This is a genomic window from Limnohabitans sp. Jir61 (assembly GCF_003063545.1).
GTDB lineage: Bacteria > Pseudomonadota > Gammaproteobacteria > Burkholderiales > Burkholderiaceae_C > Limnohabitans.
This window is the reverse complement of the sequence record NZ_NESD01000002.1, coordinates 132606-159418: the sequence shown is the minus strand read 5'-3', so window position 1 is coordinate 159418 and position 26813 is coordinate 132606. Positions and strand designations below refer to the sequence as shown.

Sequence of the window (26813 nt, the reverse complement as noted above, 5' to 3'; positions counted from 1 at the left end):
GGTTTTGTTTTGAGTGCTGTGTGGCTTAGAACATACGAGCCAACAGGCCACCTTCAACAGGACCATCGACAGGAATCCACACGTGCGTAGGGCTGCCTGCGGCCACGTCAATCGACGCACCGTTTTTGTCTTTCATCTGTTCCAGCTTGACCTTGCGGTTGCCGCTGGGGTGAATGATCTCGATGGTGTCGCCGACTGAAAATTTGTTTTTAGTTTCAATCTCAGCCCAACCATTTGCCACGCCACGCACTTCACCCACAAACTGGCTGCGGTGGGCAATGGAGTGGCCGGTTTCGTAGTTTTGGTAGTCGTTGGCAGGGCGGCGGTCCATCAGGCCGGCGGTGTAGCCACGGTTGGCTAAGCCTTCGAGTTCAGTGATGAGCTCGGGGTTGAACGGGCGGCCTGCCACGGCATCGTCGATCGCGCGGCGATACACCTGCGCGGTGCGACTCACGTAGTAAAGCGATTTGGTGCGGCCTTCAACCTTGAGTGAGTCCACACCAATTTTGGTGAGTCGCTCCACGTATTCCACAGCACGCAAGTCTTTGCTGTTCATGATGTAAGTGCCGTGCTCGTCTTCCATGATAGGCATGAGCTGGCCTGGGCGGCCTTTTTCTTCGAGCAAGTAAATGTTGTCGGCTGCAGGGTGGCGCTCACCATTGCCGCACGATGAGAAGCTGGATTCGGCTTCTTGTTGTGACTTAGCAAAGTCAAAGTCGCCTTGCATCGGAACAGCCATGGCTTCTCCGGTGTTGGGGTCGGTGGCGCTGGCTTGTGTGCCGTACTCCCAGCGACAGGCGTTGGTGCAAGTGCCTTGGTTGGGGTCGCGGCGGTTGAAGTAGCCCGACAGCAAGCAGCGGCCTGAGTAGGCAATGCACAGCGCGCCGTGCACGAACACTTCTAGCTCCATGTCTGGGCACTCTTGGCGGATTTTTTCGATCTCGTCAAAGCTGAGTTCGCGCGACAAGATGATGCGCTTCACGCCCACGTTTTGCCAAAACTTCACAGCCGCCCAGTTGACGGTGTTGGCTTGTACCGAGAGGTGAATGTCCACCTCGGGCCACTTCTCGCGCACCATCATGATCAGGCCGGGGTCGGCCATGATGAGGGCATCGGGCTTCATGGCGATGATGGGCTCGATGTCACGTATATAGGTGCGCACCTTGTCGTTGTGCGGCAGCAAGTTGCTGGTCAAAAAGAACTTTTTGCCACGTGCATGGGCTTCGGCAATGCCGATGCCAATTTGCTCGAGGCGGAACTCGTTGTTGCGCGCGCGCAAGCTGTAACGAGGTTGGCCGGCATACACGGCATCAGCGCCGAAGTCATAAGCGGCGCGCATTTTGTCGAGCGATCCTGCAGGCAGCAGGAGCTCGGGGGCTTTGAGTGTGGTCATAGAGGTGTGCTGCTTACAGGGCAGCTAAAAAATCATTCAGGGTCGATTTTCGCATCCCGCACGACTTTTGCCCAACGTGGGGCTTCTGCCTTGATCAGCGCTGCAAATTGCTCAGGCGTGCCGCCACCCACCTCATTGCCTTGGCTCAAGATTTTTTCTTTCACCTCAGCCGTTTGTAGGGCTTGGTTGCACACTGCATTGAGCTGCTTGACCAGTTCAGCTGCCATGCCTTTGGGGCCAATCAGGCCTTGCCAGTTGAGCACTTCGACTTCTGGAAAACCTTGTTCTGCCATGGTGGGGATGTTGGGCAGCAAAGGGGATCGCTTTTTGCTGGTGATGGCCAGCGCACGCATGCGGCCACCTTGGATAGACGGCATGGCGGCGTACATCTGCTCAAACATCATGTGCACTTGGCCGCCCATCAAATCGGTGGCGGCGGCAGAGCCGCTTTTGTATGGGGCGTGAATCATGTCGATGCCAGCTGAATGCTCAAATAAAGCGCCGCTCAAATGGTGCGAGCCACCAATGCCACCCGAACCGTAGCTGAGTTTGCCGGGCGAGGCCTTGGCCGCTGCCACGAGGTCTTTGACGGTTTTGTAGGGCGAGTCGTTACGTACCATCAAGATGAGAGGGCCGCGTTCAATCAAGCAAATGGGAACAAGGTCATTGAGTGGGTCGAAGTTGAGTTTTTTGAACAACGATTGATTGACTGCTAAGGGCGCGAAGTTACCCATCCCCAGTGTGTAGCCGTCAGGCTTGCCGCGCGCAATAGCTTCAGTGCCAATGTTTCCGCCAGCACCGGCCTTGTTGTCAATGATGATGGGCTGGCCAAGTATGGTGCCCATCGCCTTGGCCACTTGGCGCGAGCGACTGTCGGCGTTACCGCCTGCAGCGTAGGGACAGATCCACATGATGGTTTTGCTGGGATTAGGGTATTTATCTTGGGCTTGTGCAAACAATGGCAACAGGCTGGTGCTGGCAGCAGCTTGAATCAGGGTGCGGCGTTTCATGGCGGAAGTCTCCTTGTTTTTTGATGCAACAAATCATAGGCTGAGCGGTAGACTTTTTGAGAGCTTCAGACATAGCACAATCACGTATATGAATCGAAATGTGTTGATTGCAGGTGGCGGCATTGCTGGCATGGCCGCTGGCTTTGCGGCTGCGCGCGCGGGTTGGTGTGCCACGGTTCTGGAGCGAGCAGTTGAGTTCTCTGAAGTTGGCGCTGGTGTGCAGCTGGGCCCCAACGTCACGCGCATATTGAGCGCGTGGGGTTTGGGTGATGCACTGGCGCAAGTCGCAGCATTTCCTAGTGGTTTGCATGCGCGCAGCATGACAACGGGTGAGGTGCTGGCAACTTTGCCCGTGAAAGACGCTGCAACCATCTATGGTGCACCCTATGTGACGATTCACCGCGCAGATTTGCATGGCTTGCTTTTGCAAGCGGCTGAGCGCGAAGGTGTGCAAGTGCATAGCGATGCGTTGGTGCAACGCGTGAACCAAATGCCTGATGCTGTCTCGTTAGAGGTCATGCAGCATGGGCAGCTTCAACAGCATCACGCTGCTATGGCTGTGACTGCCGATGGTGTTTGGAGTCCCTTGCGTCAACAGTTGCTAGGCGATGGATTGGCCAGCTTCACGGGGCATATTGCATATCGCGCCTTGGTGGCGCAAGCCGATTTACCCAAGCATTTACGTAGCCAAGACGTGTCGGTATGGATGGGCGTGCAAGCCCATGTAGTGAGCTATCCCGTGCGCGCTGGAAAGTACCTGAACGTGGTGTGTTTGGCCGAGGGGCGATTGCTCGATGACGATGCGAATAACTTGCAAGCCTTACAAACGTGGAATGCGCAAAAGTCTGAAGCACAAACCCTGGCCGAGTTGCACCACGCTTTGCGCGGGGCATGTCAGCCGTTGACTGATTTGATGTCTGCCTGCAGCGATTGGCGCTTGTGGCCCTTGTGTGGCAGGCCTGCGATGCAAGGCGCACATCAGCATGCGCAAGGCCGAGTGGCTTTGGTGGGTGATGCCGCACACCCGATGCTCCCGTATTTGGCGCAAGGCGCTGGCATGGCGATTGAAGACGCTTACGAGTTGGCGGCGCAATTGTTGGGCGCTACACCAGCACATGTGCCCGAACGGTTGCAGCAGTTTGCCCATGCCCGCTGGCAGCGCAATGCGCGTGTGCAGGCGAGGGCGGTACGTAATGGGCAAATCTTCCATGCTAAGGGGCCGATGCGCATGGGGCGTGATATGAGCTTGCGCCTCATGGGCCCGCGCTTGATGGATGTGCCGTGGTTGTACGGCTATCGCTAAAGCGAAAGCCGAATCCGAATAGTTTTAGCTGAGTGCAGCCAGCCCGTGGCGCATGCGCGCACGTTGGCAAGCATCGCTGCCTTCTTCAAATTCTCGGCAAGGGGAGGGGCGCCATTCGTAAATGCCGCAGGTGGCTTTTTCGCCCACTTGGCCACTCAGTGCGCCGCAGCGTGGTGGCGAGTAGTCGGTGCCGCGCATACGGCACATCGTGGACGTGAGTTCTTGGCCCAAGCCTGAGGGCACGGAGCCGCCATGCGTGTCCATTTCTTCCACGCTGAAGTCCACCCGAAAACTGGCGCAGCAAGCGCCGCAGCTGGTGCAGGCCGACATCACTGACGTCCGAGCAGCAGGTACTCCATGAGCGCTTTTTGCACGTGCATGCGGTTTTCGGCTTCGTCCCACACCACGCTTTGTGGCCCGTCGATCACATCGGCCGACACTTCTTCGCCACGGTGGGCTGGCAAGCAGTGCATGAACAAGGCATTGGGTTTGGCCACGGCCATCATTTCGCTGTCCACGCACCAATCGGCAAAGGCTTTTTTGCGTGCTTCGTTTTCCGCCTCGTAGCCCATGCTGGTCCACACATCAGTGGTGACAAGGTCTGCGCCTTCGCAGGCTTGCATGGGGTTGTCGAACACCTTGTAGCAGTTGGCGTTGCTCAGGCCTGCAATGGCAGGGTTGACTTCGTAGCCACTAGGCGTGCTGACGTGAACGGTAAAGCCCAACATGTCGGCCGCTTGCAGCCAAGTGTTGGCCATGTTGTTGCCGTCGCCCACCCAAGCCACCACTTTGCCTTTGAGGCATTCAAGCGGGTGCACGGTCAAGCCGCGGTGCTCGATGAAAGTGAACAAGTCCGCCATGATTTGGCAGGGGTGAAATTCGTTGGTCAAACCGTTGATCACGGGCACGCGCGAGTTGGCAGCAAAGCTGTTGATCTTGTCTTGGCCGTAAGTGCGAATCATCACCAAGTCGGTCATGCGGCTGATGACTTTGGCGCTGTCTTCAATCGGCTCTGAGCGTCCCAGTTGGCTGTCGCCCGTGGTCAAGTGAACCACCGAGCCGCCCAGCTGATACATGCCAGCCTCAAAGCTCACGCGCGTGCGCGTGGAGGCCTTCTCGAAAATCATGGCCAGCGTGCGGTCTGCCAGCGTGTGGTGTTTTTCGTAGGCTTTGAATTTCTTCTTGATCAGCGCTGCGCGCGTGAACACATAAGCGTATTCATCCGCCGACAGGTCAGTGAACTGCAGGTAATGTTTGATCGTCATGCTTTTTCTGCCAAGAAGGTTTTGATCAGCGGCACCAAGATGGAAATCAACTCATCGCATTCAGCTTGGGTAATGATGAGCGGTGGCAACAAGCGCACCACGGTGTCGGCGGTGACGCTGAGCATCAAGCCCGCATCCAAAGCGCGTTGCATGATCGCGCCGCAGGGACGGTCGAGCTCAATGCCAATCATCAGGCCTTGGCCGCGAATGTCTTTCACGCCTGGCTCATTGGTAAATTCGCGCTTGAATGCATCAGCCAGGTATTGACCCATGCGGGCCGCGTTGCCCATCAGGTCGTCTTTTTCCATGATGTGGATGGTTTCCAAACCAGCGCGCACAGCCAGTGGGTTGCCACCAAAGGTGGAGCCATGTGTGCCCGCTGTCAATACGCCAGCCGCTTTGGGGCCAGCCACCACCGCGCCAATCGGCACGCCAGAGGCCAAGCCTTTGGCCAGTGGCATCACATCAGGCACCACGCCTGCCCATTGGTGGGCGAACCATTTGCCTGTGCGGCCCATGCCGCTTTGCACTTCGTCGACCATCATCAGCCAATCGTGTTGGTCGCACAGGGCGCGCACGTCACGCAGGTAGTTCATGTGCATGGGGTTGACGCCGCCTTCGCCTTGGATGGTCTCCAAGAACACAGCCACCACATTGGGGTTGCCTTCGGTGGCTTGCTTGAGTGCTTCGATGTTGTTCACGGGCACACGGATGAAGCCTTCGAGCAACGGTTCAAAGCCTTTTTGAATCTTGGCGTTGCCCGTGGCGCTGAGTGTGGCGATGCTGCGGCCATGGAAGGCTTTTTCGTAGACCACGATTTGTGGGTTGTGGATGCCTTTGTCGTGGCCGTATTTGCGTGCCAGCTTGATAGCAGCTTCGTTGGCTTCCAAGCCGCTGTTGCAATAGAACACATTGCTCATGCCCGAGAACTCGGTCAGCTTGGCAGCCAGCTTTTCAGCATTGGGGGTGTAGTAGTAGTTACAGCAGTGAATGACTTCGGTCATTTGTTGCTGCAAAGCGGCCACAAACTCAGCGTGGTTGTGGCCCAAGGTGTTGACCGCAATGCCAGCCAAGGCATCTAAGTAGGCGCGACCTTCGGTGTCCCACACGCGGCAGCCTTGACCGCGTGCAATGGCGATGGGCAAGCGCCCAAAAGTCGGCATGACATGAGGTTCGGTAGGCACAGTGCGTGTAGCGGATGACATGTAGGTACTCCAAAAATAAAAACGACCCAACGAAGGTTGAGCCGTTGAGGCGTGATTTTAAAGGCACTGACATGACAAAACCGTGGCGGTTTTGGGGGCATCCAAATGTCACAAGTCTTATATAAGATAGAATACCTGTCACCGAGCGACTGCGGGAGATCCCCCGTTCGCCACGCAACCGTTTTCAGCATCTACCCGATGGTTTCACACTCCGCCAAAGAAGTTTTTATTCTGGGTATCACCCATGAAGGACGCACGTTTCGCCCCAGCGATTGGGCCGAGCGTTTGGCGGGCGTGATGAGCCAATTCCGCCCGGGCGGCGCAACACCCGGCAGCCACTTGAGCTATTCCCCTTGGTGTGTGCCCAATGTGCTGGATGGCAATAAGTGCGTCATCGTCCACACCGACTTGCGCGACGAAGATGCCATGGCCTGGAACTTCGTGATGAACTTCGCCCGCGACAACAACTTGCAAGTGGTGGAAGCCTGCTTGCTGCCTGAGCATCCACCTGCTGTTTAATTTCGCGCCCAAAGGGCAGTGCCACAAAAACACCAGACAACAAAAAACCCGCTCAAGAGCGGGTTTTTGCTTTTTCTTTGCTGACAGCGCACCCGTTACAAACGGCGGGCTGAACATTCAGCCCGGGCTGGTTGCCTAATAAATTAGGCGGCGAGTGCCAAGGCTTTCACCTTGGTAGACAAGCGGCTCTTATCGCGAGCTGCTTTGTTCTTGTGGAAGATGCCTTTGTCAGCAATCGTGTCCACAACAGCTTGCATCTTGGCAAACAGTTCGGTAGCTTTGGTTTTGTCGCCAGCCAGAACAGCTTTCTCGACGTTCTTCACCGCAGTGCGGTACTTCGAGCGCAACGAGGTGTTGGCAGCGTTGATTTTGATGTCCTGACGGACGCGTTTACGGCCTGATGCCAGGCGTGGGTTCTTTTTCTTGGGTTTGGCTGAAGCCATGATTAAATTCCTTAAGTGTCTGAGGATGATGTCAGCAAAGCCCACGATTGTAGCAAATCCCAAAACTGGGGCCGAAGCCCACCCAAAAGGCTTGTCAAGCCCTCGCTACACTCCAAAGCGTGTCATTGTTCAAATCTGCCTCCATCGTCTCGGGCTTGACCCTGGTTTCCCGCATCACTGGGCTGATGCGCGAACTGCTGATTGCTTCGACTTTCGGGGCCAGCGCACTGACTGACGCCTTCAATGTGGCGTTTCGCATCCCCAATTTATTCCGACGTCTGTTTGCCGAGGGGGCATTCAGTCAAGCTTTTGTTCCGGTGCTGGCCGCTAGCCGCCAGCAAAACGGAGATGAGGCCACCCATGTACTGATCAACCAAGTCGCCACCTTGCTGATTTGGGCTTTGTTCATCACATCAGTGCTGGGCGTTTTAGCTGCGCCTTGGCTGGTGTGGGCCATGGCCAGTGGTTTGCAGCAGTCGCCCGAGGGTTTTGAGGTGGCTGTGGTGATGACGCGCTTTATGTTTCCGTACATCGCTTTTATGTCGCTCGTGGCTCTGGCCGCAGGCGTGCTCAACACTTGGAAGCGTTTTGCTGTGCCAGCGGCCACGCCTGTGCTGCTGAACGTGTCGATGATTGCCGCCGCTTGGTGGGGTGGCCCGTGGTTTGGTACTTTGGGCGTGCCCCCGATTTATGCCTTGGCCGTGGGTGTGATGCTGGGCGGTGTGGCCCAGCTCAGCATTCAACTCTTGGCTTTGCGCCGTTTGGGTATGTTGCCCCGCGTGGGCCTGAGCTGGCGTGCCGTGCGAGAAGCTTGGGGAGGCGAAGGCCCCAAACGCATCTTGCAGCTGATGGTGCCTGCTTTGCTGGGCGTGAGCGTGGCGCAGATTTCTTTGTTGATCAACACGCAAATCGCATCGCACCTCACGGCTGGTAGTGTGAGTTGGCTCAGCTATGCCGACCGTTTGATGGAGTTCCCCACGGCCTTGCTAGGCGTTGCTTTGGGGGTGGTGCTGATGCCTCAGCTGTCGGCGGCCAAAGCGGCCAATGACACCGCTAAATATTCAGACATGCTTGATTGGGGCTTGCGCTTGGTGCTGCTGTTGGCACTGCCGTGTGCTTTGGCTTTGCTGGTGTTTTCTAAAGCTTTGGTGGCCGTGCTATACAACTACGGCGCGTTCAGCGCCCACGATGTGCAGCAAACCACACTGGCGCTGATGGGCTACGGCGTGGGATTGCTCGGGCTGGTGGCCATCAAGGTGCTGGCGCCCGGCTACTACGCCAGCCAAGACATTCGCACGCCGGTGCGCATTGCGGTGGCAGTGCTGATCATCACGCAGCTGCTTAACTTGGCCTTGGTTCCTTACTTGGCGCACGCTGGCTTAGCTTTGTCGATTGGCTTGGGAGCCTTGGTCAACGCAGCTTGGTTGCTGTGGGGTTTGCGCAAGAATGGCACGTATGTGATGAGCGCGGGGTGGTTGCGATTCGTGTTGCAAGTGCTGGCTGCATGTGCCGTGTTGGCAGCATGGTTGTGGTGGTCTGCCCAGTATTGGGATTGGACGGCTTTGCACGCCACGCCGCTGTTGCGCGTGGGCTTGATGGCCGGTGTGTTGGCTGTGTCTGCATTGCTGTACTTTGCGACACTCACCCTCACCGGCTTGAAGCTGCGTGCCTTGTTGCGTCGATAACTTAGCGCCGATCAACCCAAACAAAGAAGGGGACTGAGCCATGGATTTCAAACTCGAAGTACCCACCGCCCTGGAATACTTTGCTTCCTTGGTGCAAAGCGATGAGCAGTTCCCCTTGCTCGAAGCTGCCGCCAGCTTGGCGCAAGACGAATACCCAGAGCTAGACATTCAAGAGGTGCTGGATCTGGTGGATCAGCTCAGCAGTCGCCTCAAACAACGCTTGCCCTCAGATGCTGGCGCTTTACAAAAACTGCGCTTGCTCAACAAGTTCTTTTTTGAAGAACTTGGCTTCAGTGGCAACCTCAACAACTATTACGACCCTGACAACAGCTATTTGCATGTGATGTTGCGCACGCGCCGAGGCATTCCCATCAGTTTGGCGGTGTTGTGGTTAGAGCTGGCGCAAAGCATTGGGTTGCGTGCGCAAGGCGTGGGCTTTCCTGGACACTTCCTGATGAAAGTACGATTGCCTTTCCCGAACGAAGGGCAGGTGGTGATCGACCCGTTCACGGGCGAGTCGCTTAGCAAAGAAGATTTGTCTGAGCGCTTGGTGCCTATACATGCCGAGTCGGGGTTGTTGCGCGACGGTCATGTGTCGGACGAATTGCTTAAGCACTATTTACGTGCCGCAACGCCACGCGAAATCGTGGCGCGCATGCTGCGCAATTTGGAAGAGGTCTACACCTCGCACCAAGACCCAGAGCGGTTGCTGTTGGTACGGCAAAGGTTGATGGTGCTGCTGCCGCAAGTGCACGACGACGAAGAATAAAAAAAGCACCCGAGGGTGCTTTTTTGTTGGGGCAAGGGGCTTTAGGCCACCACCACCGCAGGGCCATTACCCAGCTCAGCAATCACGCCAATGGTGTGCACTTGCTCACCGTGAGCGCGCAGCACGTCGGCACAAGCGGCAGCGTGTGCGGCGTCAATCACCACCACCATGCCAATGCCGTTGTTGAAAGTACGGTTCATTTCGATGTCGTCGATGCCAGCCGTGTTTTGCAACCAAGCAAACAGCTCGGTTTGTGGCCAGCTGCCTTTTTTCAGGTGAGCGGCCGTGCCTTCGGGCAACACGCGTGGGATGTTTTCCAGCAAGCCGCCACCGGTGATGTGGGCGAGTGCTTTGATGGGTGTCTCGGCCAAAGCAGCCAACACGCTCTTCACGTACAAGCGGGTGGGGGCCATGATGGCTTCTTTGAACGGCTTGCCGTCCAAGGTATCGGGTGCGTTTGCGCCTGCACGGTCAATCACTTTGCGCACTAATGAGAAGCCGTTGGAGTGCACACCAGCTGATGTCAAGCCCAACACCACATCACCTGGCTTGACGTTTTGGCCGGTCAGGATTTTGGATTTTTCCACCGCACCCACGGCAAAACCGGCTAGGTCGTATTCGCCATCGGGGTACATGCCTGGCATTTCAGCAGTTTCGCCGCCAATCAAGGCGCAGCCTGACAGCTCGCAGCCTTTGGCAATGCCGCCCACCACCGCAGCGGCGGTGTCGATGTGCAATTTGCCGCAGGCAAAGTAGTCGAGGAAGAACAGGGGTTCAGCGCCTTGCACCAACACGTCGTTCACGCTCATGGCCACCAAGTCGATGCCCACGGTGTCGTGCATTTGCCATTCAAAGGCCAGCTTGAGCTTGGTGCCCACGCCGTCAGTGCCACTCACCAGCACGGGTTCTTTGTAGCGCTTGGGCACTTCAAACAAGGCACCAAAACCACCGATGCCGGCCAACACGCCCTCGCGCATGGTTTTCTTGGCCAAGGGTTTGATGCGTTCGACCAAGGCATCGCCTGCGACGATGTCGACGCCGGCGTCTTTGTAGGAGAGGGGTTTGTTCATAGTGAAAAGGTGCTGGGGCGCTGCAAGGTGTGCGCCGATAGAATCAAGCGGTAATTTTAAAGCCATCACCTTCACACGCTGTATGCAATTCACCCCCGCACAACAACACGCCCTCGCTTGGACTGGCCTCGCGGGCGTGACCGCGCTTGTGCTGTGGCTGCTGGGCCCTGTGCTGATGCCGTTTGTGGTGGCAGCTGTGTTGGCTTATGTGCTGAGCCCGATGGTGCGAAGTCTCCAGCGTGTATTTGGTGGGCGTTTGCCCCGCTTGGTGGCGGTGGTGCTGGTTGAGGTGTTCTTTTTGACGCTGCTAGTGGCGCTGTGTACCTTACTGATTCCTATCTTGGCTCACGAGTTGCCGCGCATGCGCGATCAAGTGCCCGTGCTTGTGGAGCGTTTGCAAACCGACATCGTGCCTTGGCTGCAAGCCAAAGGCATTCACGTCATGCTGGACAGTGCCAGCATTAAAGCTTTTGTGCTGCAAACCTTCAGCACCTCGTTTGACGATGGTTTCAGACAAGCTCTGACTTCGCTACGCATTGGTGGCAGCGTGGCTCTTGCCGTGGTGGGCAATTTGATCTTGATCCCTGTGGTGCTGTTTTATTTGTTGGTCGATTGGCAGCGCTTGGTGCACCATGTGGAAGCCTTGGTGCCTATGCCTGCACGGGGTTCATACGACAGTTTTGTGAACGAATGCGATGAGGTGCTGGGTCAATACTTGCGCGGCCAGTTGTCCGTCATGGCCTTGTTGGCGGTGTATTACAGCGTGGCCTTGTGGGCCTTTGGTTTGGAATTGGCATTCCCGATTGGCGTGTTCACAGGCTTGGCGGTGTTTGTGCCATATGTGGGTTTTGGTGTGGGCTTGGTCTTGGCCATCTTGGCGGGCGTGCTGCAGTTTGCGCCCAGCGAAGCTTTGCTGATGGTGGCGGTGGTCTATGGCTTGGGCCAACTCATTGAGAGTTTTGTGCTGACGCCACGCTTGGTGGGCGAGCGCATTGGCCTGCACCCGCTGCATGTGATTTTTGCTTTGATGGCCTTTGGCCAGTTGTTTGGTTTTGTCGGTGTGCTGGTGGCCTTGCCTGCCAGCGCAGTGTTGTTGGTGGCCATTCGCCGCTTGCGTGCGCAGTACCAAGCCAGCGCTTTGTACCGTGGTGTTTGAGTGCAGATGAAGCAAATCGCACTCGACATTGGTTTGGCTCCCGGCCCGACTCTCAAAAACTTTTTCGCAGGCCCCAATCAAGCGGCGTTGCAGCACTTGCAACTCTGGGTGGGCAACGACAAGCGCTCACCCGTGCCCACGTATGTGTGGGGCGAGGGTGGTAGCGGTAAAACCCATTTGCTGCGCGCTGCGCAAGCCGCCTTGCGCGACCAAAGCTGCCCCGTGGGCTGGATGGATGCCACATTGGCCGAGCCTTCTGCTTTCAATGACGCATGGCGCGTGGTCATCTTGGACGATGTGCACCTCTACACCGCCGTGCAGCAACACGCCGCTTTCAATTGGTTTGTCAACGCCACTACGCCCAACGATGGTCAGCAGCGTTGGGTGCTAGCCGCAGGTAGCGTGCCGCCCAGCGACTTGGCCTTGCGCGAAGACTTGCGTACCCGCTTGGGTTGGGGCCATATTTTTCAATTGCAGGTGCTCAGCGAAACCGAGCGCCGCGCTGTGCTGCGCCAACAGGCCGATGACCGAGGTGTGTTCTTGAGCGATGAGGTGATGGACTTCATGCTCAACCGCTTCAGCCGTGACCTCAGCAGCCTCATTCAACTCCTCGATCAACTCGATGGCTACGCCTTGCAAACGCAACGAGCCATCACTATCCCGTTGATCAAAGCCATGCTGGAAGCCATGTGATGAAACTCGCCTTATTTGACCTCGACCACACCTTGCTGCCGATTGACTCCGACCAATCGTGGGGCGAGTTCACCGTGCGTTTGGGCTGGCATGAGCGTGATGCGTTCATCAGGCGTAACGACGAGTTTTATGCCCACTACCAAGCAGGCACTTTGGATATTCACGACTACGTGCGTTTTGCATCCGAAGCGTTTTGCCAGCGTGGCCCAGATGTGGCGGCGCAGGCCCATGCGCAATTCATGCGCGAAGTCATTCAGCCAGCCATTCGCCCCGAAGCGCTGGCGCTGGTGCAAAAGCACAAAGATGCAGGCGACCGCGTCATCATCATCACCGCTACCAACGAGTTTGTGACCCGCCCCATTGCCAAAGCCTTTGGCGTGGAAGAGCTGATTGCGGTGGAGCTGGTGCGCGATGCGAAGGGCTGGTTCACCAACGAAATCAGCGGTGTGCCCACCCTGCGCGAAGGCAAAGTGCAACGTCTGCAACAATGGCTCATACGCGAAGGCTTGGACTGGGCCGATGTAGAGACCACCTTCTACAGCGATTCCCGCAACGATTTGCCCCTGTTGGAGCGCGTCAACCACCCCGTGGCGACCAACCCCGACAACACACTGCGCGCCGTGGCCTTAGAAAAAGGCTGGCCGATTTTGGAACTGTTCCCAAAACAATGATCAAACAATTCATCAACAAGCTGATGGGCAAGTCGCCCGCCAGCACGCTGCCCAACTTAGGCAAACGCCATGTGGTGCCTGCCAAGGTGCACGGCATCAACGTCGACTGGGTGGATGAACGCGCCTTGAACGTGGTGCGCACCCTGCAAGACCGTGGCTTTGAAGCCTACATCGTGGGTGGCGCAGTGCGCGATTTGTTGCTGGGCTTGAAGCCCAAAGACTTTGATGTGGCCACCAACGCCACGCCCGAGCAAGTGAAGGCGGCATTCCGTCGCGCCTTCATCATTGGCCGACGTTTCCGCATCGTGCACGTGGTGTACGGCCGAGGCCGTGAGCACGAAGTGATTGAGGTGTCCACCTTCCGCGCCCACTTAGACAACGCCGATGCCGAAAAAGTCAAAGGCAACGAGCGCAGCAGCAAGCAAGAGCTGGCCAATATGAAGCACGCCGTTGACGCCAGCGGCCGTGTGCTCCGCGACAACGTGTGGGGCCCACAAGACCAAGACGCGGCGCGCCGCGACTTCACCATCAACGCCATGTACTACGACCCCGAAACGGGCAACGTGATCGACTACCACGGCGGCATTGCCGACGCGAAGAAAAAAGTCATTCGCATGATTGGCGACCCTGCCACGCGCTACCGCGAAGACCCTGTGCGCGTGATTCGCGCCGTGCGTTTTGCGGCCAAGCTCTCGGGCTTAGGCTTCAAGATGGAAGCAAAGACGGCTGCTCCTCTGAAAAAAGCCGCCAAGCTGCTGGCCGATGTGCCGCAAAGCCGCTTGTTTGACGAAATGCTCAAGCTTTTGCAAACCGGCCACGCGCTGGCCAGCATTGAACAACTCAAGCAACACGGTTTGGCCAAAGGTATTTACCCCTTGCTCGACATCGTGGTCGAGCGTGCCAGCGAACAATTTGTCACCACCGCTTTGAACGACACCGACCGCCGCGTGGGCGAGGGCAAGCCGGTAGCACCTAGCTTCTTGCTGGCCTGTGTGTTGTGGTCGGATGTGCGTGAGACATGGGCGCATCGCAGTGTCAAACAGCCATCGTTCCCTGCCTTGCAAGATGCCATTGACGAAGTGTTTGACTCTCGCATTGGCGATGTGTCGGGCCGAGGCAAGCTCGGCGCGGACATGCGCGAAATTTGGATGATGCAGCCGCGCTTTGAAAAGCGCACAGGCAGCGGCCCTTGGACCTTGGTGGATCAAGCGCGTTTCCGTGCTGGCTTTGACTTCATGCGCTTGCGTGCCGATGTGGGCGAGGTGGACGAAGCCTTGTCGGATTGGTGGCAAGAGTTCAGCGTGGCCAGTGACAGCGAGCGCGAAGACCTGTTGCAGCAAGTGCGCCAAGAACAACAAAAAGCCCAGCGCGCACCCCGCGTGCATGCGGTGCGTCGTGCGCCAAAGCCCGAGAGTGAAGACCCACGTTTCCGTGAGGTGGAGCCCGAAGGTGAAGAAGGTGCAGCATCGCCCGCCAAAAAACGCCGTCGTCGCCGTCGCAAGCCCACGGGCGAAGCCGGTGGCTCACCCGCCGCCGAATAAGCAGAGCCTTCGCCATGTCAGCAAAACCCGTCATGGCGTGTGTGGCCCTCGGCGCCAATTTGGGCGACGCGGTGGCCACCGTGCAGCAAGCCTTGCGCGATGTGGCGGGCTTGCCTGAGACGCAGTTGTTCAAAGCCTCGTCGCTGTACCGCAGTGCACCCTATGAGGCCCAAGGGCCAGATTTCATCAATGCTGTGGCCTTGATCCACACCCAGCTCAGCCCAGTGGCGCTGTTGCATGCCTTGCAAGCGCTCGAGCTGCAAAGTGGGCGTGAGCGACCTTTTAAGAATGCCCCGCGCACGCTCGACCTCGACCTCATTTTTTATGGCGATGTGGCTTTGGCAACGCCTGAGCTGACTTTGCCGCATCCGCGCTGGCACGAACGCGCGTTTGTGCTGCAACCCGTGGCTGAGGTGTGGCCCGAGCGTGTGAGCGATCTGCAACTTGTGGCCGTGCAAGATCAACCGATTCAGCGTATCTTGCCTTAGACATTTCTCAATTCGTATGGCACACCTCGGGAGACGTGGGATGGCTCAGGGTGATGAGCTGCGTTTACACTTCGGTGTCATTTAACTGTCACAAATAAGTCATCCCACAGGAGCTCCAAATGTTGTTTGGAAAGTTGTTGCCCACTGAAGGCAATTTTTTCGTCATGTTCAACCAGCACGCCGACCGCATCGTCGAAGCTGTGCACGCGTTTTCGCATTTGGTGGCCAATTACGGCGACCCCATCTTGCGTGACAAGTACAACACTGAAGTGGACAACGCTGAGCGCGGTGCTGATCGCATCACGCACGAATGCAATGTGGCCATTCACAAAACATTCATCACGCCCATCGACCGTGAGCAAATCCACTCCTTGATCAACACCATGGACGACGTGGCTGACTTGATCCAAGACACGGCCGAGACCATGGCTTTGTACGACGTGCGCGTGATGAACGAAGAGATCGTGCGTTTGACCGACCTCAGCGTGAAGTGCTGCGAGCGTCTGCGCGACGCCGTGTACTTGTTGGAAAAAATCTCTGACCACGGCACTGCTGAAGCTGCATTGAAGACTTGCGAAGAAATTGACAAGCTTGAATCAGATGCTGACCGCGTGATGCGCAGCGCCATGAGCAAGTTGTTCCGCGAAGAGCCCGATGTGCGCGAAGTGCTCAAGCTCAAAGCCATTTATCAGTTGTTGGAAACCATCACTGACAAGTGCGAAGACGTGGCCAACTTGATCGAGGGCATCGTCCTCGAGAATTCTTAATCACGGGCTGATCATGGAAACCGTACAAACCGCCTTCTGGGTGGTCGCCTTGTTGGTAGCGTTGGCTTTGATGTTTGACTTCATGAATGGTTTTCATGATGCTGCCAACTCCATCGCGACTGTGGTGTCGACCGGGGTGTTGAAGCCTGCGCAAGCTGTTTTGTTTGCTGCGTTCTTTAACTTTGTAGCCATCTTCATCTTCCACTTGAGCGTGGCTGCTACGGTGGGTAAAGGCATTGTTCAGCCTGGTGTTGTGGATACCCATGTTGTGTTTGGCGCTTTGGTGGGGGCCATCACTTGGAACGTGATCACTTGGTACTACGGCATTCCCAGCAGCTCGTCGCATGCCTTGATTGGTGGCATTTCGGGCGCTGTGATTGCCAAAGCAGGTGCAGGTGCATTGGTCGCTGCTGGCATTTTGAAAACTGTGGCCTTCATTTTTGTGTCGCCACTGCTTGGCTTTACGTTAGGCTCGTTGATGATGGTGGCTGTGGCTTGGATTTTCCGAAGCTTCCGCCCCTCACGCGTGGACAAGTGGTTCCGTCGCTTGCAGCTGGTTTCTGCTGGCGCCTACAGCTTGGGCCACGGTGGTAACGATGCGCAAAAAACCATTGGCATCATTTGGATGTTGCTGATGGCCACGGGGTACGCCGAGGTTGACAGCGCGTCGCCTCCTGGCTGGGCCATCGTCAGTTGCTACATGGCGATTGGCTTGGGCACCATGTTTGGTGGCTGGCGCATTGTGAAGACCATGGGTCAAAAAATCACCAAACTCAAGCCTGTGGGCGGCTTCTGTGCCGAAACCGGCGGCGCCATGACCTTGTTCTTGGCTACGGCGATGGGCGTGCCCGTGTCGACCACCCACACCATCACCGGCGCTATCGTGGGCGTGGGCTCGACGCAGCGCGCCAGTGCCGTGCGTTGGGGTGTGGCGGGCGGCATCGTGTGGGCTTGGATCTTGACCATTCCTGCCAGCGCCTTTGTGGCTGGCGTGGCTTATTGGGTGAGCTTGCAGTTGTTCTAAGGTTTGCGCGCTATAATGGCAGGCTTTTCAGCGTGTCGCAGGCCGGGTGGCTTAGCGCGTGTCTCAAACGTTGAAAAAAATTTCCACCCGAAGGATTCATCATGGTCGTCATCCGACTCTCACGCGGCGGTTCTAAAGCCCGTCCGTTTTTTAACATTGTTGTTGCCGACAAGCGCGATCGTCGCGACGGCCGCTTCATCGAGCGCATTGGTTTTTACAACCCAATCGCCAAAGGCCAAGCTGAAAGCTTGCGCGTTGCGCACGACCGTTTGAACCACTGGACCAGCGTGGGCGCTCAATGCTCTCCTACTGTTATCCGTTTGGTCAAGCAAGCTGCTAAAGCAACGCCTGCTGCTTAATTGATAAAGGCATTGCAATGACGCTGGGCCTTGAGTCCGCAGATCTTCCTGCGGACGCTATCGAAGTCGGGCGTATTGCAGATGCTTGGGGCATCAAAGGCTGGTTCAAGGTCTTGCCCCACAGCGCTTCTCCGGAAGCGCTTTTTTCTTCCAAGCGTTGGTTTTTACAACCCTCGGAAAGAGGTGCCAAAACATTTTCTGGCACCGTGCTTCTGAAAATCAAAGAAGCCAAAGATCATTCTGATTCTGTGGTGGCCACCTCGGCCGAAGTGCCAGACCGCAACACCGCAGAACTTCTCAAAGGCGCACGCATTTTTGTCTCGCGTGCCAGCTTTCCAACCCCCGAAGCAGACGAGTACTACTGGGTCGACCTGATTGGCCTTGACGTGGTCAACCGCGAAGGCGTGGCGCTAGGCGCTGTGCGCGAGTTGCTACACACCGGCCCACAAACCGTGTTAGTGCTTGCTTACGAGGAAGAGGGCAAAGCCAAAGAGCGCATGATTCCTTTTGTGTCGGCCTACATCGACACTGTCGACTTGGCGGGTCGTCGCATCACTGCCGATTGGCAACCCGATTACTAAATCGAGCCGTCCAAGGCCATCGCCATGCGCTTTGACATCATCACCCTGTTTCCAGAGCTGTTTGAGCCGTTTTTAAAAATCGGCATCACACGTCGTGCCTACGAGGCGGGCTTGGTGGATGTGCTCTTGTGGAACCCCCGTGATTACGCCGAAGGCAACTACCGCCGCGTCGATGACCGCCCGTTTGGTGGGGGCCCCGGCATGGTCATGATGGCCGAGCCGTTGGCTGCCTGCTTGAGCGCTATTCGCGCCGACCGTGGTCAAGGCCGTGATGTGGCCCCGCTGGTGCTGTTTTCGCCCATTGGCGAGACCTTGCGCCATGCCGCTGTTCAGCGTTGGTCTGACAGTCAAGGTGCTGTGCTGCTGTGTGGCCGCTACGAAGGCATTGACCAACGTTTCATCGACACCCATGTGGACCTGCAAATCAGCGTGGGCGACTTTGTGTTGTCGGGTGGCGAAATCGCCGCCATGACCCTGCTCGACGCTGTGGCTCGCTTGCAGCCTGGTGTGCTCAACGACGAAGGCAGCCATCAGCTCGACAGCTTTAACCCCGCCTTGGATGGTTTGCTGGATTGCCCGCACTACACGCGCCCTGAGCAGTGGGAGGGGCAGGGCGTGCCGCCTGCGTTGGTTTCTGGCCATCACATCAACATCGAGCGCTGGCGCCGTGACCAGCGTTTGCTGCTGACCGCCCGTCTGAGGCCAGAGCTGATTGACGCAGCCCGAGCCGCGTCCAAGCTGACCCCGCAAGACGAGGCTGTCTTGAAGGTCCAAAACTCGCTATAATGGTGGGCTTTTCGATCCTCTGGTCGGCCGCTTCGAGCCTTTGTTGCAAGAAGCCTTTTGTGTAGCGCGATCAAGATCTTTTAGAGGAAAACATGAACCTGATCCAAACTCTCGAGGCAGAAGAAATTGCCCGCCTCGGCAAAACGATTCCTGAATTCGCACCTGGTGACACAGTCATTGTGAGCGTCAACGTGGTTGAAGGTACACGCAAGCGTGTGCAGGCCTACGAAGGTGTGGTGATCGCTAAGCGTAACCGTGGCCTCAACAGCGGCTTCACAGTGCGCAAGATCTCTAGCGGCGAAGGCGTGGAGCGTACGTTCCAAACTTACAGCCCATTGATCGCTAGCATCGAAGTCAAGCGTCGCGGTGATGTCCGTCGTGCCAAGTTGTACTACTTGCGCGACCGTAGCGGCAAATCTGCTCGTATCAAAGAAAAATTGGTCAGCAAGTCAGCCGCAGCTTCTAAAGCCGCAGCAGCAGCTCAATAAGCAGGTTAATCCTTGCTTAGAAGCCACCCCAAGTGAGAGCTTGTGGTGGCTTTTTCTATGTCCAAACTTCCCATTTTTGATCCCAAACAAGTGCCCGTGTTCCAAGTGGACATGCACCTGGAGGCCGTGCCTGCGCATCACCTCACGCCTGAGGCCTTGCAAGCGCGCTTTGCCAATCCACCGCAGTGGAAGCCCGAGCTGGTGCGTGAGCGCAAGTTCATGGATCGTCAGCCTGCCCAAGCCGCTGTCTTGTTGGGAATCGTGATGCGTGATGAGCCCAAGGTGCTCTTGACCCAGCGCCCCTCTCACATGTCTACGCACGCGGGGCAGATTGCATTTGCGGGTGGCAAATGCGATGAGACGGATGCCGATGTCGCCGCCACCGCCTTACGTGAAGCGCATGAGGAAGTCGGGCTAGACGCCCACCATGTGCAGGTGTTGGGCACTTTGCCCGAATACGTGACAGGCTCGGCCTTTTATGTAACGCCTGTGGTGGCCTTGATTTCACCCGCTATGACGCTAAGGCTCAACACCCACGAGGTGTCGGATGCGTTTGAAGTGCCCTTGGCTTTTTTGATGAATCCTGCCCATCACCGCTGGCACCGCTACGAGTTTGAGGGTGTGACCCGCGAGTGGCTATCTATGCCTTACCAAGACGGCGAGCACCTGCGTTTTGTGTGGGGTGCGACTGCAGGGATGTTGCGCAACTTTTACCGCTTCTTGCGTGCTTGAACCTCTTAAATTGATAGAACTCACAGCTATCATTCAGGCATGAGTTTCCTTTCCCTGCTCCTCGCGTTGTTGATTGAACAAGCCCGACCACTGGTGCGCGGCAATTGGGTGCATGGCACCGTGCGAGTGTGGGTCAATTGGATCAGCCAGACCTTGGATGCTGGCCACCCCCGGTTGGCTTGGACGACGTGGATGCTGGCCGTGGGCTTGCCCGCCGTCATTGCCACGGTGGTGCATTGGTTTTTGATTGGTGTTTTTGGCTGGCCAGTTGCCATGATTTGGAGCGTGGCGGTGTTGTACGTGACCTTGGGGTTCCGTCAGTTCAGCCACCATTTCACCGACATTCGTGACGCCTTGGATGTGGGCGACGAGCGCTTGGCGCGCGAGCTGTTGGCCGAGTGGCAACACGTGGAGGTAGGTAGCTTGCCGCGCAGCGAATTGCTGCGTCATGTGATTGAGCATTCGGTGCTCTCAGCACACCACCATGTATTTGGTGTGCTCACTTGGTTTTCTGTGCTCGCTGCATTGGGTTTTGGCCCAGCTGGCGCAGTGATTTATCGCATGAGCCAAATGGTGTCTCATGCATGGCAAGCGTCCCCCAAAGCTACCAAAGGATGGGTGAGTGACACCTTGCAAAACGCCGCGCGCGAAGCATGGCGTCGAGTCGATTGGCTACCCGCCCGATTAACTGCTGTAGCGTTTGCCGTGATGGGCAATTTTGAAGAGGCCATTGATTGCTGGCGTAACCATGCGCAGCGTTTCCCAGATGACAACGATGGCGTGGTCCTCGCCGCTACGGCAGGGGCCTTGAATGTGCGTTTGGGTGGTGAAGCCCTGCGTGCAGAAGATGCCCACGATGAGAGCCAAGACAGTGAAAGCACCCCAGGCCGTACGCCAGAGATGGCGCATTTACCCAGTGTCGTGGGTTTGGTTTGGCGCAGTGTGGTGCTGTGGATGGTGTTGCTGGCCTTGCTCACTTTGGCCCGCTTGCTGGGCTAAAGCTTTGGCAACCCGTTGACGGGGTTCAGTAATTCACGGGCTGCGTGAGCTCGGCAAACAACATGCCGTAAAGCTTGTAGCGCGATGGGCTGATAACCCCAGCTTCTACCGCGTCTTGCACACCGCACGAAGGCTCATGCAAATGCGTGCAGTTATAAAACTTGCAGTTCGCCACATGCGGTTTGAAGTCTGGCATATAGGCCGCCAACTGCATGGCATCGATGTGATGCACGCCAAATTCTTGAAAGCCGGGTGAATCAATCAAGCCCGTTTTACGCTCGGCATCCACCCAGTGCCACGTGGTCGATGTGGTGGTGTGCTTGCCTGAGTTGAGCGCTTGAGAAATCTCTGCCGTGGCCACATTGGCGTTGGGCACAAGGGCGTTGATGAGCGTGCTTTTGCCTGTGCCTGAGGGTCCAAGCACCAAGGTGGTTTTGTGTTTCAAGCGCTCGGGCAAATCACCCAAATCACCTGATTTAAATGCACCTTGCAGCACGGTGTAGCCCATCTTCACATAAGGCTCTAAGCGGGCGAGGGCGCGGGCATGCAACTCGGTCAAATCGCGTTTGTTGAGAACGATGAGGGGCGTGATGTGCTCGGCTTCGGCTGCAATGAGGGCGCGCGTGAGCTGCATTTCAGAGAACTCTGGCTCTGCCGCCAACAGAATCAACACTTGGTCTAGGTTGGCTGCAAACGATTTGGTTCGAATCTCGTCTTGTCGGTAAAACAAGTTGTGGCGCGGCTCCACTTTTTCGATCGTGCCTTCGTCGGTGCTGGCCAACCATTGCACGCGGTCGCCCACCACCACTTGGCTTTTCTTGCCACGTGGATGGCAAATGCGACGCTCACCATCGGGTGTTTCCACCACGCAGTGTCGTCCGTGGCTGGCTACCACCAAGCCGGTTTGCTTCATGCGGCCATGCGCGCCAAGCGCTGTGAGGCGGGCGGATGCGAGTAGTAAAACGCCACGTACCAAGGGTCGGGTGTGAGGGTGGAGGCGTTGTCTTGGTAGAGCTTCAACAGCGCGTTTGCCAAAGCCTTGCCATCGCTGTTGGCCACCGCATAAGCATCGGCTTCAAACTCAAACTTACGCGAGCGACGTGCCGACAAGGGCGACACAAAGAAAGTAAACAATGGCAGCACCAGCATGAACAGCAACAAGGCCAATGCGCTGTTGTTGCCGTTGAGGTTAGGCATCACGCCCAAGCCTGTGTAAAACCAAACTTGTTGCGACACCCAGCCCAGCAAGGCAAGGCCAGCGAGGCTAGTAGCAAAGCTGGTGGCCATCATTTTGAGAATGTGGCGGTGTTTGAAGTGGCCCAGTTCGTGTGCTAACACGGCTTCCATTTCATCGCCATTCAATTTGGCCAGCAGTGTGTCGAAAAACACCACGCGCTTGGCGGCTCCAAAGCCGGTGAAAAAAGCATTCGAGTGGGCTGAGCGGCGGCTGCCGTCCATTACAAAAAAGCCCTTGGCAGTGAAGCCAGAGCGGGTCATCAGCGCGGTGACGCGCTCTTTGAGAGTGGCGTCTTCCAGCGGTGTGAATTTGTTGAACAAGGGCATGATGACGTTGGGTGCAATCCACATCACAAACAGTTGGTACACCACCAAGGCCGCCCAGGTGTAGAGCCACCACAGCGCGCCACCTGCTTGCATGAGCCACAACACCAGCCAAAGAATGGGCAAGCCCAACACCATGCCCACCAACAAACCTTTTAGCATGTCGCTCACCCACAGTTTGGGTGTGGTGTTGTTAAAGCCAAAGCGCTGCTCGATGCCAAAGGTTTGGTAAAGCGACAAAGGCAGGCCAATCAAACCGCCTATCAAAGTGAAGCTCACCACCAGCATGATTTGCTGGCCCATGCCTTCGCCCATCCAATTCAAAATCACTTGGTTGAGCAGATCCAGGCCGCCGAGTAATGTCCATGCCACCAAGGTAACGGCATCAACACCCAAGTCCATCAAGCCCACGCGTGCTTTGGCCAATGTGTAGTCAGCGGCTTTTTGATGCGCGTCTAAGCTGATGGTGTGTGCGAAGGCCTCAGGCACTTGGGCGCGGTGTTGCGCCACATGGCGTACTTGACGGCCGCTGAGCCAAAGTTTGGTGAGCAGGTTAGCCACCAGCACAGCTGCCAGCGTCAAGGTCATCGCGAGAGAGGGATTCATCATGAGGGAGGAGTTTAGATGATGGGCGACAATCTAGCCTATGTCTGAAGTTGCAACCACTCCTGTTACCCCCGTCATCCCCAAACTCGCCAAGTCAGACTTGAACTTGGTTTGGCTCGATTGCGAAATGTCTGGCCTTGACCCCGAGCGCGAGCGCTTGCTGGAAATTGCCGTCATCGTCACCAACCCCGATTTGTCGATCCGCATCGAAGGCCCCGTGTTTGTGATTCACCAAAGCGACGAATTGCTCAGCAAGATGGACGCATGGAACAAAGGTACACATGGCAAGAGCGGCTTGATTGACAAAGTCAAAGCCTCCACCGTGACTGAAGAGCAAGCGCAGGAGCAACTCATTGCCTTCATGAAGCAATATGTGTCTAAGGGCGCATCGCCCATGTGTGGCAACACCATTGGCCAAGACCGCCGCTTCTTGAACAAATACATGCCCAAGCTTGAAGGCTGGTTCCACTACCGCAATGTAGACGTGAGCACGCTCAAAGAGCTGTCACGCCGATGGAAACCCGAGGTGTTGAACGCTTTTAAAAAGGCCCAGAAACACACAGCCTTGGCAGATGTGCACGAGTCGATTGACGAGATGATTCACTACCGTGAACATTTTTTGAAACTTTAATTAGGTAAAAACCCGAATCCGTGCCATAATTGCAGTCTTCGCTACCAAGCCGTAGCGAATTTGTACATCTCCCTTCATTCACCGGGCTCGCCAAATGAGCCCCAAGCACTGAATAAACCCCTAGCGGGTCAGAGCAGGTTCCGTTTGATGGTTGATGTTTTTTAACCTAGAACGGAGCAGCCGCACAACTTGCGGCGCTCACGTGCGAGAAAAAATCATGACTGACACTTTGAATGTGACAGGCGAATTTGCGCCTGCCGAAACTATTTCTATTGCTGCTCAAAATGCAGTTTCCAATGAGGGCGTTCAAGCTCCCGAAGCCGCTCAAGCTGAAGCTGAAGCACCTAAAGTCGACGTGCCTAACGGCTTCGTTGAATTGGGCTTGGCCCCTGAATTGGTGCAAGCCGTGGGCGATTTGGGTTACACCCAACCCACCACCGTTCAACTCAAAACCATTCCTTTGGCTTTGCCTAACGACAACGCGGATGCCAAAGCTGGCTTCATCGACTTGATGGTGTCCAGCCAAACAGGTAGCGGCAAAACAGCTGCGTTCTTGTTGCCTGTGTTGCACACCTTGATTCAACAACAAGCCCAAGCCGAAGCCGCTGATAAAGCAGCTTGGGACAAGCTTGTTGCTGACGCTGCGGCCAATGGCGAAGAGCCACCCAAGCGCGCCAAGCGCAAAGACCCCACCAACACACGCAACTTCAAAGCCCCAACACCTGGCGCCTTGATCGTTTGCCCAACCCGCGAATTGGCACAACAAGTGGCGCACGACGCCATCGACTTGGTCAAGCATTGCCGTGGTTTGCGCGTGGCCAACGTGGTGGGTGGCATGCCTTACCAGTTGCAAATCGCCAAACTGCAAAACGCTGACTTGGTTGTGGCCACACCTGGCCGTTTGCTCGACCTGCAACGCTCCATGCAAATCAAGTTGGACAAGGTCCAATTCTTGGTGGTGGACGAAGCCGACCGTATGTTGGACCTCGGTTTCTCGGACGACTTGGCTGAAATCAACCAGCTCACCATCGACCGCAAGCAAACCATGATGTTCAGCGCAACTTTCGCGCCGCGCATTCAACAGTTGGCCACACGCGTCATGCGTCAACCTCAACGCGTGCAAATTGACTCACCTCAAGAAAAGCACAACAACATTCGCCAAGTGCTGCATTGGGCAGACAACGCGCAACACAAGCGTCGTTTGTTGGATCACCTCTTGCGCGACACCACCATCAACCAAGCCATCATCTTCGCTAGCACCCAAATCGAGTGCGACGGCTTGGCCAATGACTTGCAACAAGAAGGCTTCTCCGCTGTCGCATTGCACGGCGCGTTGAGCCAAGGCTTGCGTAACCGCCGCTTGATGGCTTTGCGCCAAGGTCAAGTGCAGTTCTTAGTCGCCACTGACGTGGCCGCTCGCGGCATTGACGTGCCTACTATCACGCACGTTTTCAACTTCGGCTTGCCTATGAAGTCTGAGGATTACACCCACCGCATTGGCCGTACCGGTCGTGCTGGCCGTGATGGCTTGGCGATCACGTTGGCTGAGTTCCGCGACAAGCGCAAAATTTATGACATCGAAGCCTACACACGCCAGCAGTTCACTGCTGAAGTGATTCCAGGCATGGAACCCACACAACGCGTTGAACAACGCGGCGGTGCGGGCCGTGACTACGACCGCAAAGGCGGCGGTAAGTTCGGCGGCGGCGGCGGCGGTGGACGTGGTGGCTTCGGCGGCGGCAACAAGTTTGGTGGCGGCGGTGGCCGTTTTGAAGGCAACGGCCAAGGCCGCTTCGAGCCACGTTCGGAAGGTCGTTTCGAAGGTCGTCAAGACAACCACCGTTCTGACGCACCTCGTGGCAACAGCTTCGAACCACGTCAAGGCGCTCCACGCGGCAATTTCGGCGACAACCGCGGTTTCAATGAAAACCGTGGCTTCGGGGGCGAAGGCCGTGGCGCTCCTCGTGGCAACTTTGGCGAAGGCCATGGCGCACCACGTGGCAACTTCGGCGCACCTCGTAGCTTCGAAGATCGCGCACCACGCAGCTTTGATGACCGTGCCCCAGCACGTGGCCCACGCGCCCCGTTTGAAGCAGGTCGTACACCCTTTGACAAGCCAGGCCGTCCAGCCGGTGGCAAGTCGTTTGGTGGCGGTTTTGATGCCAAAAAACGCGCACCTAAGCCACGCACACCTCGTTAATGAGTTCCCGCTTCACAGCGGGCTAAAACGCATTCAGCCACCGCGTTGCACCTTGCGTGCAACTCCGGTGGCTGAATTGTTTGTGGACTTCGATTGAGGCCTTGAGCTTTGAATTAGTCCTTGAGCTTTTGCGCCACAAAGTCCAAGCGGTCTTGGCCCCAAAACATCTCACCCTCCACCATAAAGGTGGGTGCACCAAACACATGGGTGTCTATCGCGCTTTGTGTGTAGCTGTCATAGCGGGCTTGCACCTCTGGCGTGTTGGAGAGTGCCAAGCAAGCTGCGTCTAGCTTGTGTTCGGCCAGAAGGGTGCCCAAGGTGGCAGCGTCTGCAATGTCTCGCTCTTGGTGCCAGACAGCAGCCAGTACGGCCCCTGTGATGGCTAATGCTGCGTCTGTGCCGTGGTGCATATCCACCGCAATGATGAGTTTGGCAGATGGGTCGCCTGCTACGGGGAAAAACTTGGGGTGTAGGTTGAGTGGCAAATTCAGGCGTTGGCTGAAACGTGTTAATTCGACCAGTCGATACGCTTGGCGCTGAGGCGCACGTTTGCCCAAAGGCAAACCACCCGAAATGGGAAACACCTTGCCCAAATCCATTGGCATCACACGCACCGTAGCACCTGCTGCTTTGGCAATTTGCACAAAGCGTTGGTGGCCCAAATACGTCCAAGGACTCATGGGGGCGAGGTAGTAATCAACCGTCATTGTCATGGGTGTCTCCAGTAAAAATTCAAATGAATACGATCGAGAGCATGGCCGCGTCATCAATCAGGTTGACAACGGCATAGGCGCTCAGTCGATACAGCACCGAGAGCACGAACTCGCTCAGCTCAAGGGTATGTTGCTCTTTCAAAGCTTCGGTCATGC

At 56.6% G+C, this 26813-nt stretch carries 30 protein-coding genes; 19 read left to right on the top strand and 11 right to left on the bottom strand.

Features of this window, described 5'->3' with window-relative positions; translation table 11 throughout:
- Positions 1–25: 25 nt before the first annotated feature.
- Both yegQ and B9Z35_RS07040 read right to left on the bottom strand, forming a co-directional pair.
- On the bottom strand, positions 26–1393 hold the full coding sequence (gene yegQ, locus B9Z35_RS07045; RefSeq protein ID WP_108283004.1) for a tRNA 5-hydroxyuridine modification protein YegQ: 1368 nt from the start codon (positions 1391–1393) through the stop codon (positions 26–28).
- A 32-nt stretch (positions 1394–1425) separates the two neighbouring features.
- Positions 1426–2403, bottom strand: a complete 978-nt coding sequence (locus B9Z35_RS07040) for a tripartite tricarboxylate transporter substrate binding protein (protein WP_108283003.1) — start codon at positions 2401–2403, stop codon at positions 1426–1428.
- A gap of 88 nt (positions 2404–2491) precedes the next feature.
- On the opposite strand from B9Z35_RS07040, the gene B9Z35_RS07035 reads away from it, so the two are divergent.
- Positions 2492–3706, top strand: a complete 1215-nt coding sequence (locus tag B9Z35_RS07035; RefSeq protein ID WP_108283002.1) for an FAD-dependent monooxygenase — start codon at positions 2492–2494, stop codon at positions 3704–3706.
- Between the two features lie 24 nt (positions 3707–3730).
- Here B9Z35_RS07035 and B9Z35_RS07030 read toward each other — a convergent pair whose 3' ends face one another.
- The 3 genes from B9Z35_RS07030 to B9Z35_RS07020 are packed head-to-tail and all read right to left on the bottom strand — an operon-like array spanning position 3731 to position 6176.
- The gene (locus B9Z35_RS07030) at positions 3731–4036 is read right to left on the bottom strand and encodes a YkgJ family cysteine cluster protein (RefSeq protein ID WP_108283001.1); all 306 of its coding nucleotides are present in this window, start codon (positions 4034–4036) and stop codon (positions 3731–3733) included.
- On the bottom strand, positions 4036–4971 hold the full coding sequence (gene argF, locus B9Z35_RS07025; protein ID WP_108283000.1) for an ornithine carbamoyltransferase: 936 nt from the start codon (positions 4969–4971) through the stop codon (positions 4036–4038). The genes B9Z35_RS07030 and argF overlap by 1 nt, the downstream gene beginning before the upstream one ends.
- Positions 4968–6176 carry an aspartate aminotransferase family protein gene (locus B9Z35_RS07020; RefSeq protein WP_108282999.1) on the bottom strand — a complete coding sequence of 403 codons (1209 nt, stop codon included), beginning with the start codon at positions 6174–6176 and terminating at the stop codon, positions 4968–4970. Before B9Z35_RS07020 ends, argF begins: the two co-directional genes overlap by 4 nt.
- A 198-nt stretch (positions 6177–6374) precedes the next feature.
- On the opposite strand from B9Z35_RS07020, the gene B9Z35_RS07015 reads away from it, so the two are divergent.
- Entirely contained in the window at positions 6375–6695 is a 321-nt protein-coding gene (locus tag B9Z35_RS07015) for a DUF3579 domain-containing protein (RefSeq protein ID WP_108282998.1), read from the top strand.
- 143 nt (positions 6696–6838) lie between these two features.
- On the opposite strand, the gene rpsT is transcribed toward B9Z35_RS07015, so the two are convergent.
- Positions 6839–7138 (bottom strand): 30S ribosomal protein S20, encoded by a 300-nt coding sequence (gene rpsT / locus B9Z35_RS07010; RefSeq protein ID WP_108282997.1) that lies wholly within the window; start codon positions 7136–7138, stop codon positions 6839–6841.
- A gap of 119 nt (positions 7139–7257) precedes the next feature.
- Here rpsT and murJ point away from each other — a divergent pair, with 119 nt between their 5' ends.
- On the top strand, positions 7258–8823 hold the full coding sequence (gene murJ / locus B9Z35_RS07005) for a murein biosynthesis integral membrane protein MurJ (RefSeq protein ID WP_108282996.1): 1566 nt from the start codon (positions 7258–7260) through the stop codon (positions 8821–8823).
- 40 nt (positions 8824–8863) lie between these two features.
- Positions 8864–9592 (top strand): SirB1 family protein, encoded by a 729-nt coding sequence (locus B9Z35_RS07000; protein WP_108282995.1) that lies wholly within the window; start codon positions 8864–8866, stop codon positions 9590–9592.
- A gap of 41 nt (positions 9593–9633) precedes the next feature.
- On the opposite strand, the gene purM is transcribed toward B9Z35_RS07000, so the two are convergent.
- The gene (purM, locus tag B9Z35_RS06995; protein ID WP_108282994.1) at positions 9634–10662 is read right to left on the bottom strand and encodes a phosphoribosylformylglycinamidine cyclo-ligase; all 1029 of its coding nucleotides are present in this window, start codon (positions 10660–10662) and stop codon (positions 9634–9636) included.
- Positions 10663–10744: 82 nt separating this feature from the next.
- Between purM and B9Z35_RS06990 the strand changes: the two genes are divergently transcribed.
- The 13 genes from B9Z35_RS06990 (at position 10745) to B9Z35_RS06930 (ending at position 20947) form a co-directional block, all read left to right on the top strand.
- Positions 10745–11818 (top strand): AI-2E family transporter, encoded by a 1074-nt coding sequence (locus B9Z35_RS06990; RefSeq protein ID WP_108282993.1) that lies wholly within the window; start codon positions 10745–10747, stop codon positions 11816–11818.
- 6 nt (positions 11819–11824) lie between these two features.
- Positions 11825–12511, top strand: coding sequence for a DnaA regulatory inactivator Hda (gene hda, locus B9Z35_RS06985; protein ID WP_108282992.1), 687 nt, complete (start codon positions 11825–11827; stop codon positions 12509–12511).
- Positions 12511–13182, top strand: a complete 672-nt coding sequence (locus B9Z35_RS06980) for an HAD family phosphatase (RefSeq protein WP_108282991.1) — start codon at positions 12511–12513, stop codon at positions 13180–13182. Before hda ends, B9Z35_RS06980 begins: the two co-directional genes overlap by 1 nt.
- Positions 13179–14723, top strand: a complete 1545-nt coding sequence (gene pcnB / locus B9Z35_RS06975; RefSeq protein WP_108282990.1) for a polynucleotide adenylyltransferase PcnB — start codon at positions 13179–13181, stop codon at positions 14721–14723. Before B9Z35_RS06980 ends, pcnB begins: the two co-directional genes overlap by 4 nt.
- A 14-nt stretch (positions 14724–14737) precedes the next feature.
- A complete protein-coding gene (gene folK / locus B9Z35_RS06970; protein WP_108282989.1) occupies positions 14738–15211 on the top strand; it encodes a 2-amino-4-hydroxy-6-hydroxymethyldihydropteridine diphosphokinase in 474 nt (157 codons plus the stop codon).
- Between the two features lie 119 nt (positions 15212–15330).
- A complete protein-coding gene (locus B9Z35_RS06965; protein ID WP_108282988.1) occupies positions 15331–15978 on the top strand; it encodes a DUF47 domain-containing protein in 648 nt (215 codons plus the stop codon).
- A 13-nt stretch (positions 15979–15991) separates the two neighbouring features.
- Positions 15992–17002, top strand: coding sequence for an inorganic phosphate transporter (locus tag B9Z35_RS06960; protein WP_108282987.1), 1011 nt, complete (start codon positions 15992–15994; stop codon positions 17000–17002).
- Positions 17003–17103: 101 nt separating this feature from the next.
- Complete coding sequence (gene rpsP, locus B9Z35_RS06955; protein ID WP_108282986.1) at positions 17104–17361, top strand: 30S ribosomal protein S16; 258 nt, start codon at positions 17104–17106, stop codon at positions 17359–17361.
- Between the two features lie 17 nt (positions 17362–17378).
- The gene (rimM, locus tag B9Z35_RS06950) at positions 17379–17942 is read left to right on the top strand and encodes a ribosome maturation factor RimM (protein ID WP_199219785.1); all 564 of its coding nucleotides are present in this window, start codon (positions 17379–17381) and stop codon (positions 17940–17942) included.
- A 24-nt stretch (positions 17943–17966) separates the two neighbouring features.
- Positions 17967–18728 carry a tRNA (guanosine(37)-N1)-methyltransferase TrmD gene (gene trmD / locus B9Z35_RS06945; protein WP_108282984.1) on the top strand — a complete coding sequence of 254 codons (762 nt, stop codon included), beginning with the start codon at positions 17967–17969 and terminating at the stop codon, positions 18726–18728.
- 92 nt (positions 18729–18820) lie between these two features.
- Positions 18821–19216 carry a 50S ribosomal protein L19 gene (gene rplS / locus B9Z35_RS06940; protein WP_108282983.1) on the top strand — a complete coding sequence of 132 codons (396 nt, stop codon included), beginning with the start codon at positions 18821–18823 and terminating at the stop codon, positions 19214–19216.
- Positions 19217–19273: 57 nt separating this feature from the next.
- A complete protein-coding gene (locus tag B9Z35_RS06935; protein WP_108282982.1) occupies positions 19274–19948 on the top strand; it encodes a CoA pyrophosphatase in 675 nt (224 codons plus the stop codon).
- A 39-nt stretch (positions 19949–19987) separates the two neighbouring features.
- Complete coding sequence (locus B9Z35_RS06930) at positions 19988–20947, top strand: CobD/CbiB family protein (protein ID WP_108282981.1); 960 nt, start codon at positions 19988–19990, stop codon at positions 20945–20947.
- A 25-nt stretch (positions 20948–20972) separates the two neighbouring features.
- Here B9Z35_RS06930 and rsgA read toward each other — a convergent pair whose 3' ends face one another.
- Positions 20973–21860 carry a ribosome small subunit-dependent GTPase A gene (gene rsgA / locus B9Z35_RS06925; RefSeq protein WP_108282980.1) on the bottom strand — a complete coding sequence of 296 codons (888 nt, stop codon included), beginning with the start codon at positions 21858–21860 and terminating at the stop codon, positions 20973–20975.
- Complete coding sequence (locus B9Z35_RS06920; RefSeq protein ID WP_108283491.1) at positions 21857–23113, bottom strand: M48 family metallopeptidase; 1257 nt, start codon at positions 23111–23113, stop codon at positions 21857–21859. Before B9Z35_RS06920 ends, rsgA begins: the two co-directional genes overlap by 4 nt.
- Positions 23114–23153: 40 nt before the next feature.
- On the opposite strand from B9Z35_RS06920, the gene orn reads away from it, so the two are divergent.
- A complete protein-coding gene (gene orn / locus B9Z35_RS06915) occupies positions 23154–23744 on the top strand; it encodes an oligoribonuclease (RefSeq protein WP_108282979.1) in 591 nt (196 codons plus the stop codon).
- Positions 23745–23961: 217 nt separating this feature from the next.
- Positions 23962–25944 carry a DEAD/DEAH box helicase gene (locus B9Z35_RS06910; RefSeq protein ID WP_108282978.1) on the top strand — a complete coding sequence of 661 codons (1983 nt, stop codon included), beginning with the start codon at positions 23962–23964 and terminating at the stop codon, positions 25942–25944.
- Between the two features lie 113 nt (positions 25945–26057).
- Here B9Z35_RS06910 and B9Z35_RS06905 read toward each other — a convergent pair whose 3' ends face one another.
- Positions 26058–26657, bottom strand: coding sequence for a 2-hydroxychromene-2-carboxylate isomerase (locus tag B9Z35_RS06905; protein ID WP_108282977.1), 600 nt, complete (start codon positions 26655–26657; stop codon positions 26058–26060).
- A 19-nt stretch (positions 26658–26676) separates the two neighbouring features.
- Positions 26677–26811 carry a hypothetical protein gene (locus B9Z35_RS13140; protein WP_255416681.1) on the bottom strand — a complete coding sequence of 45 codons (135 nt, stop codon included), beginning with the start codon at positions 26809–26811 and terminating at the stop codon, positions 26677–26679.
- Positions 26812–26813 lie beyond the last annotated feature (2 nt).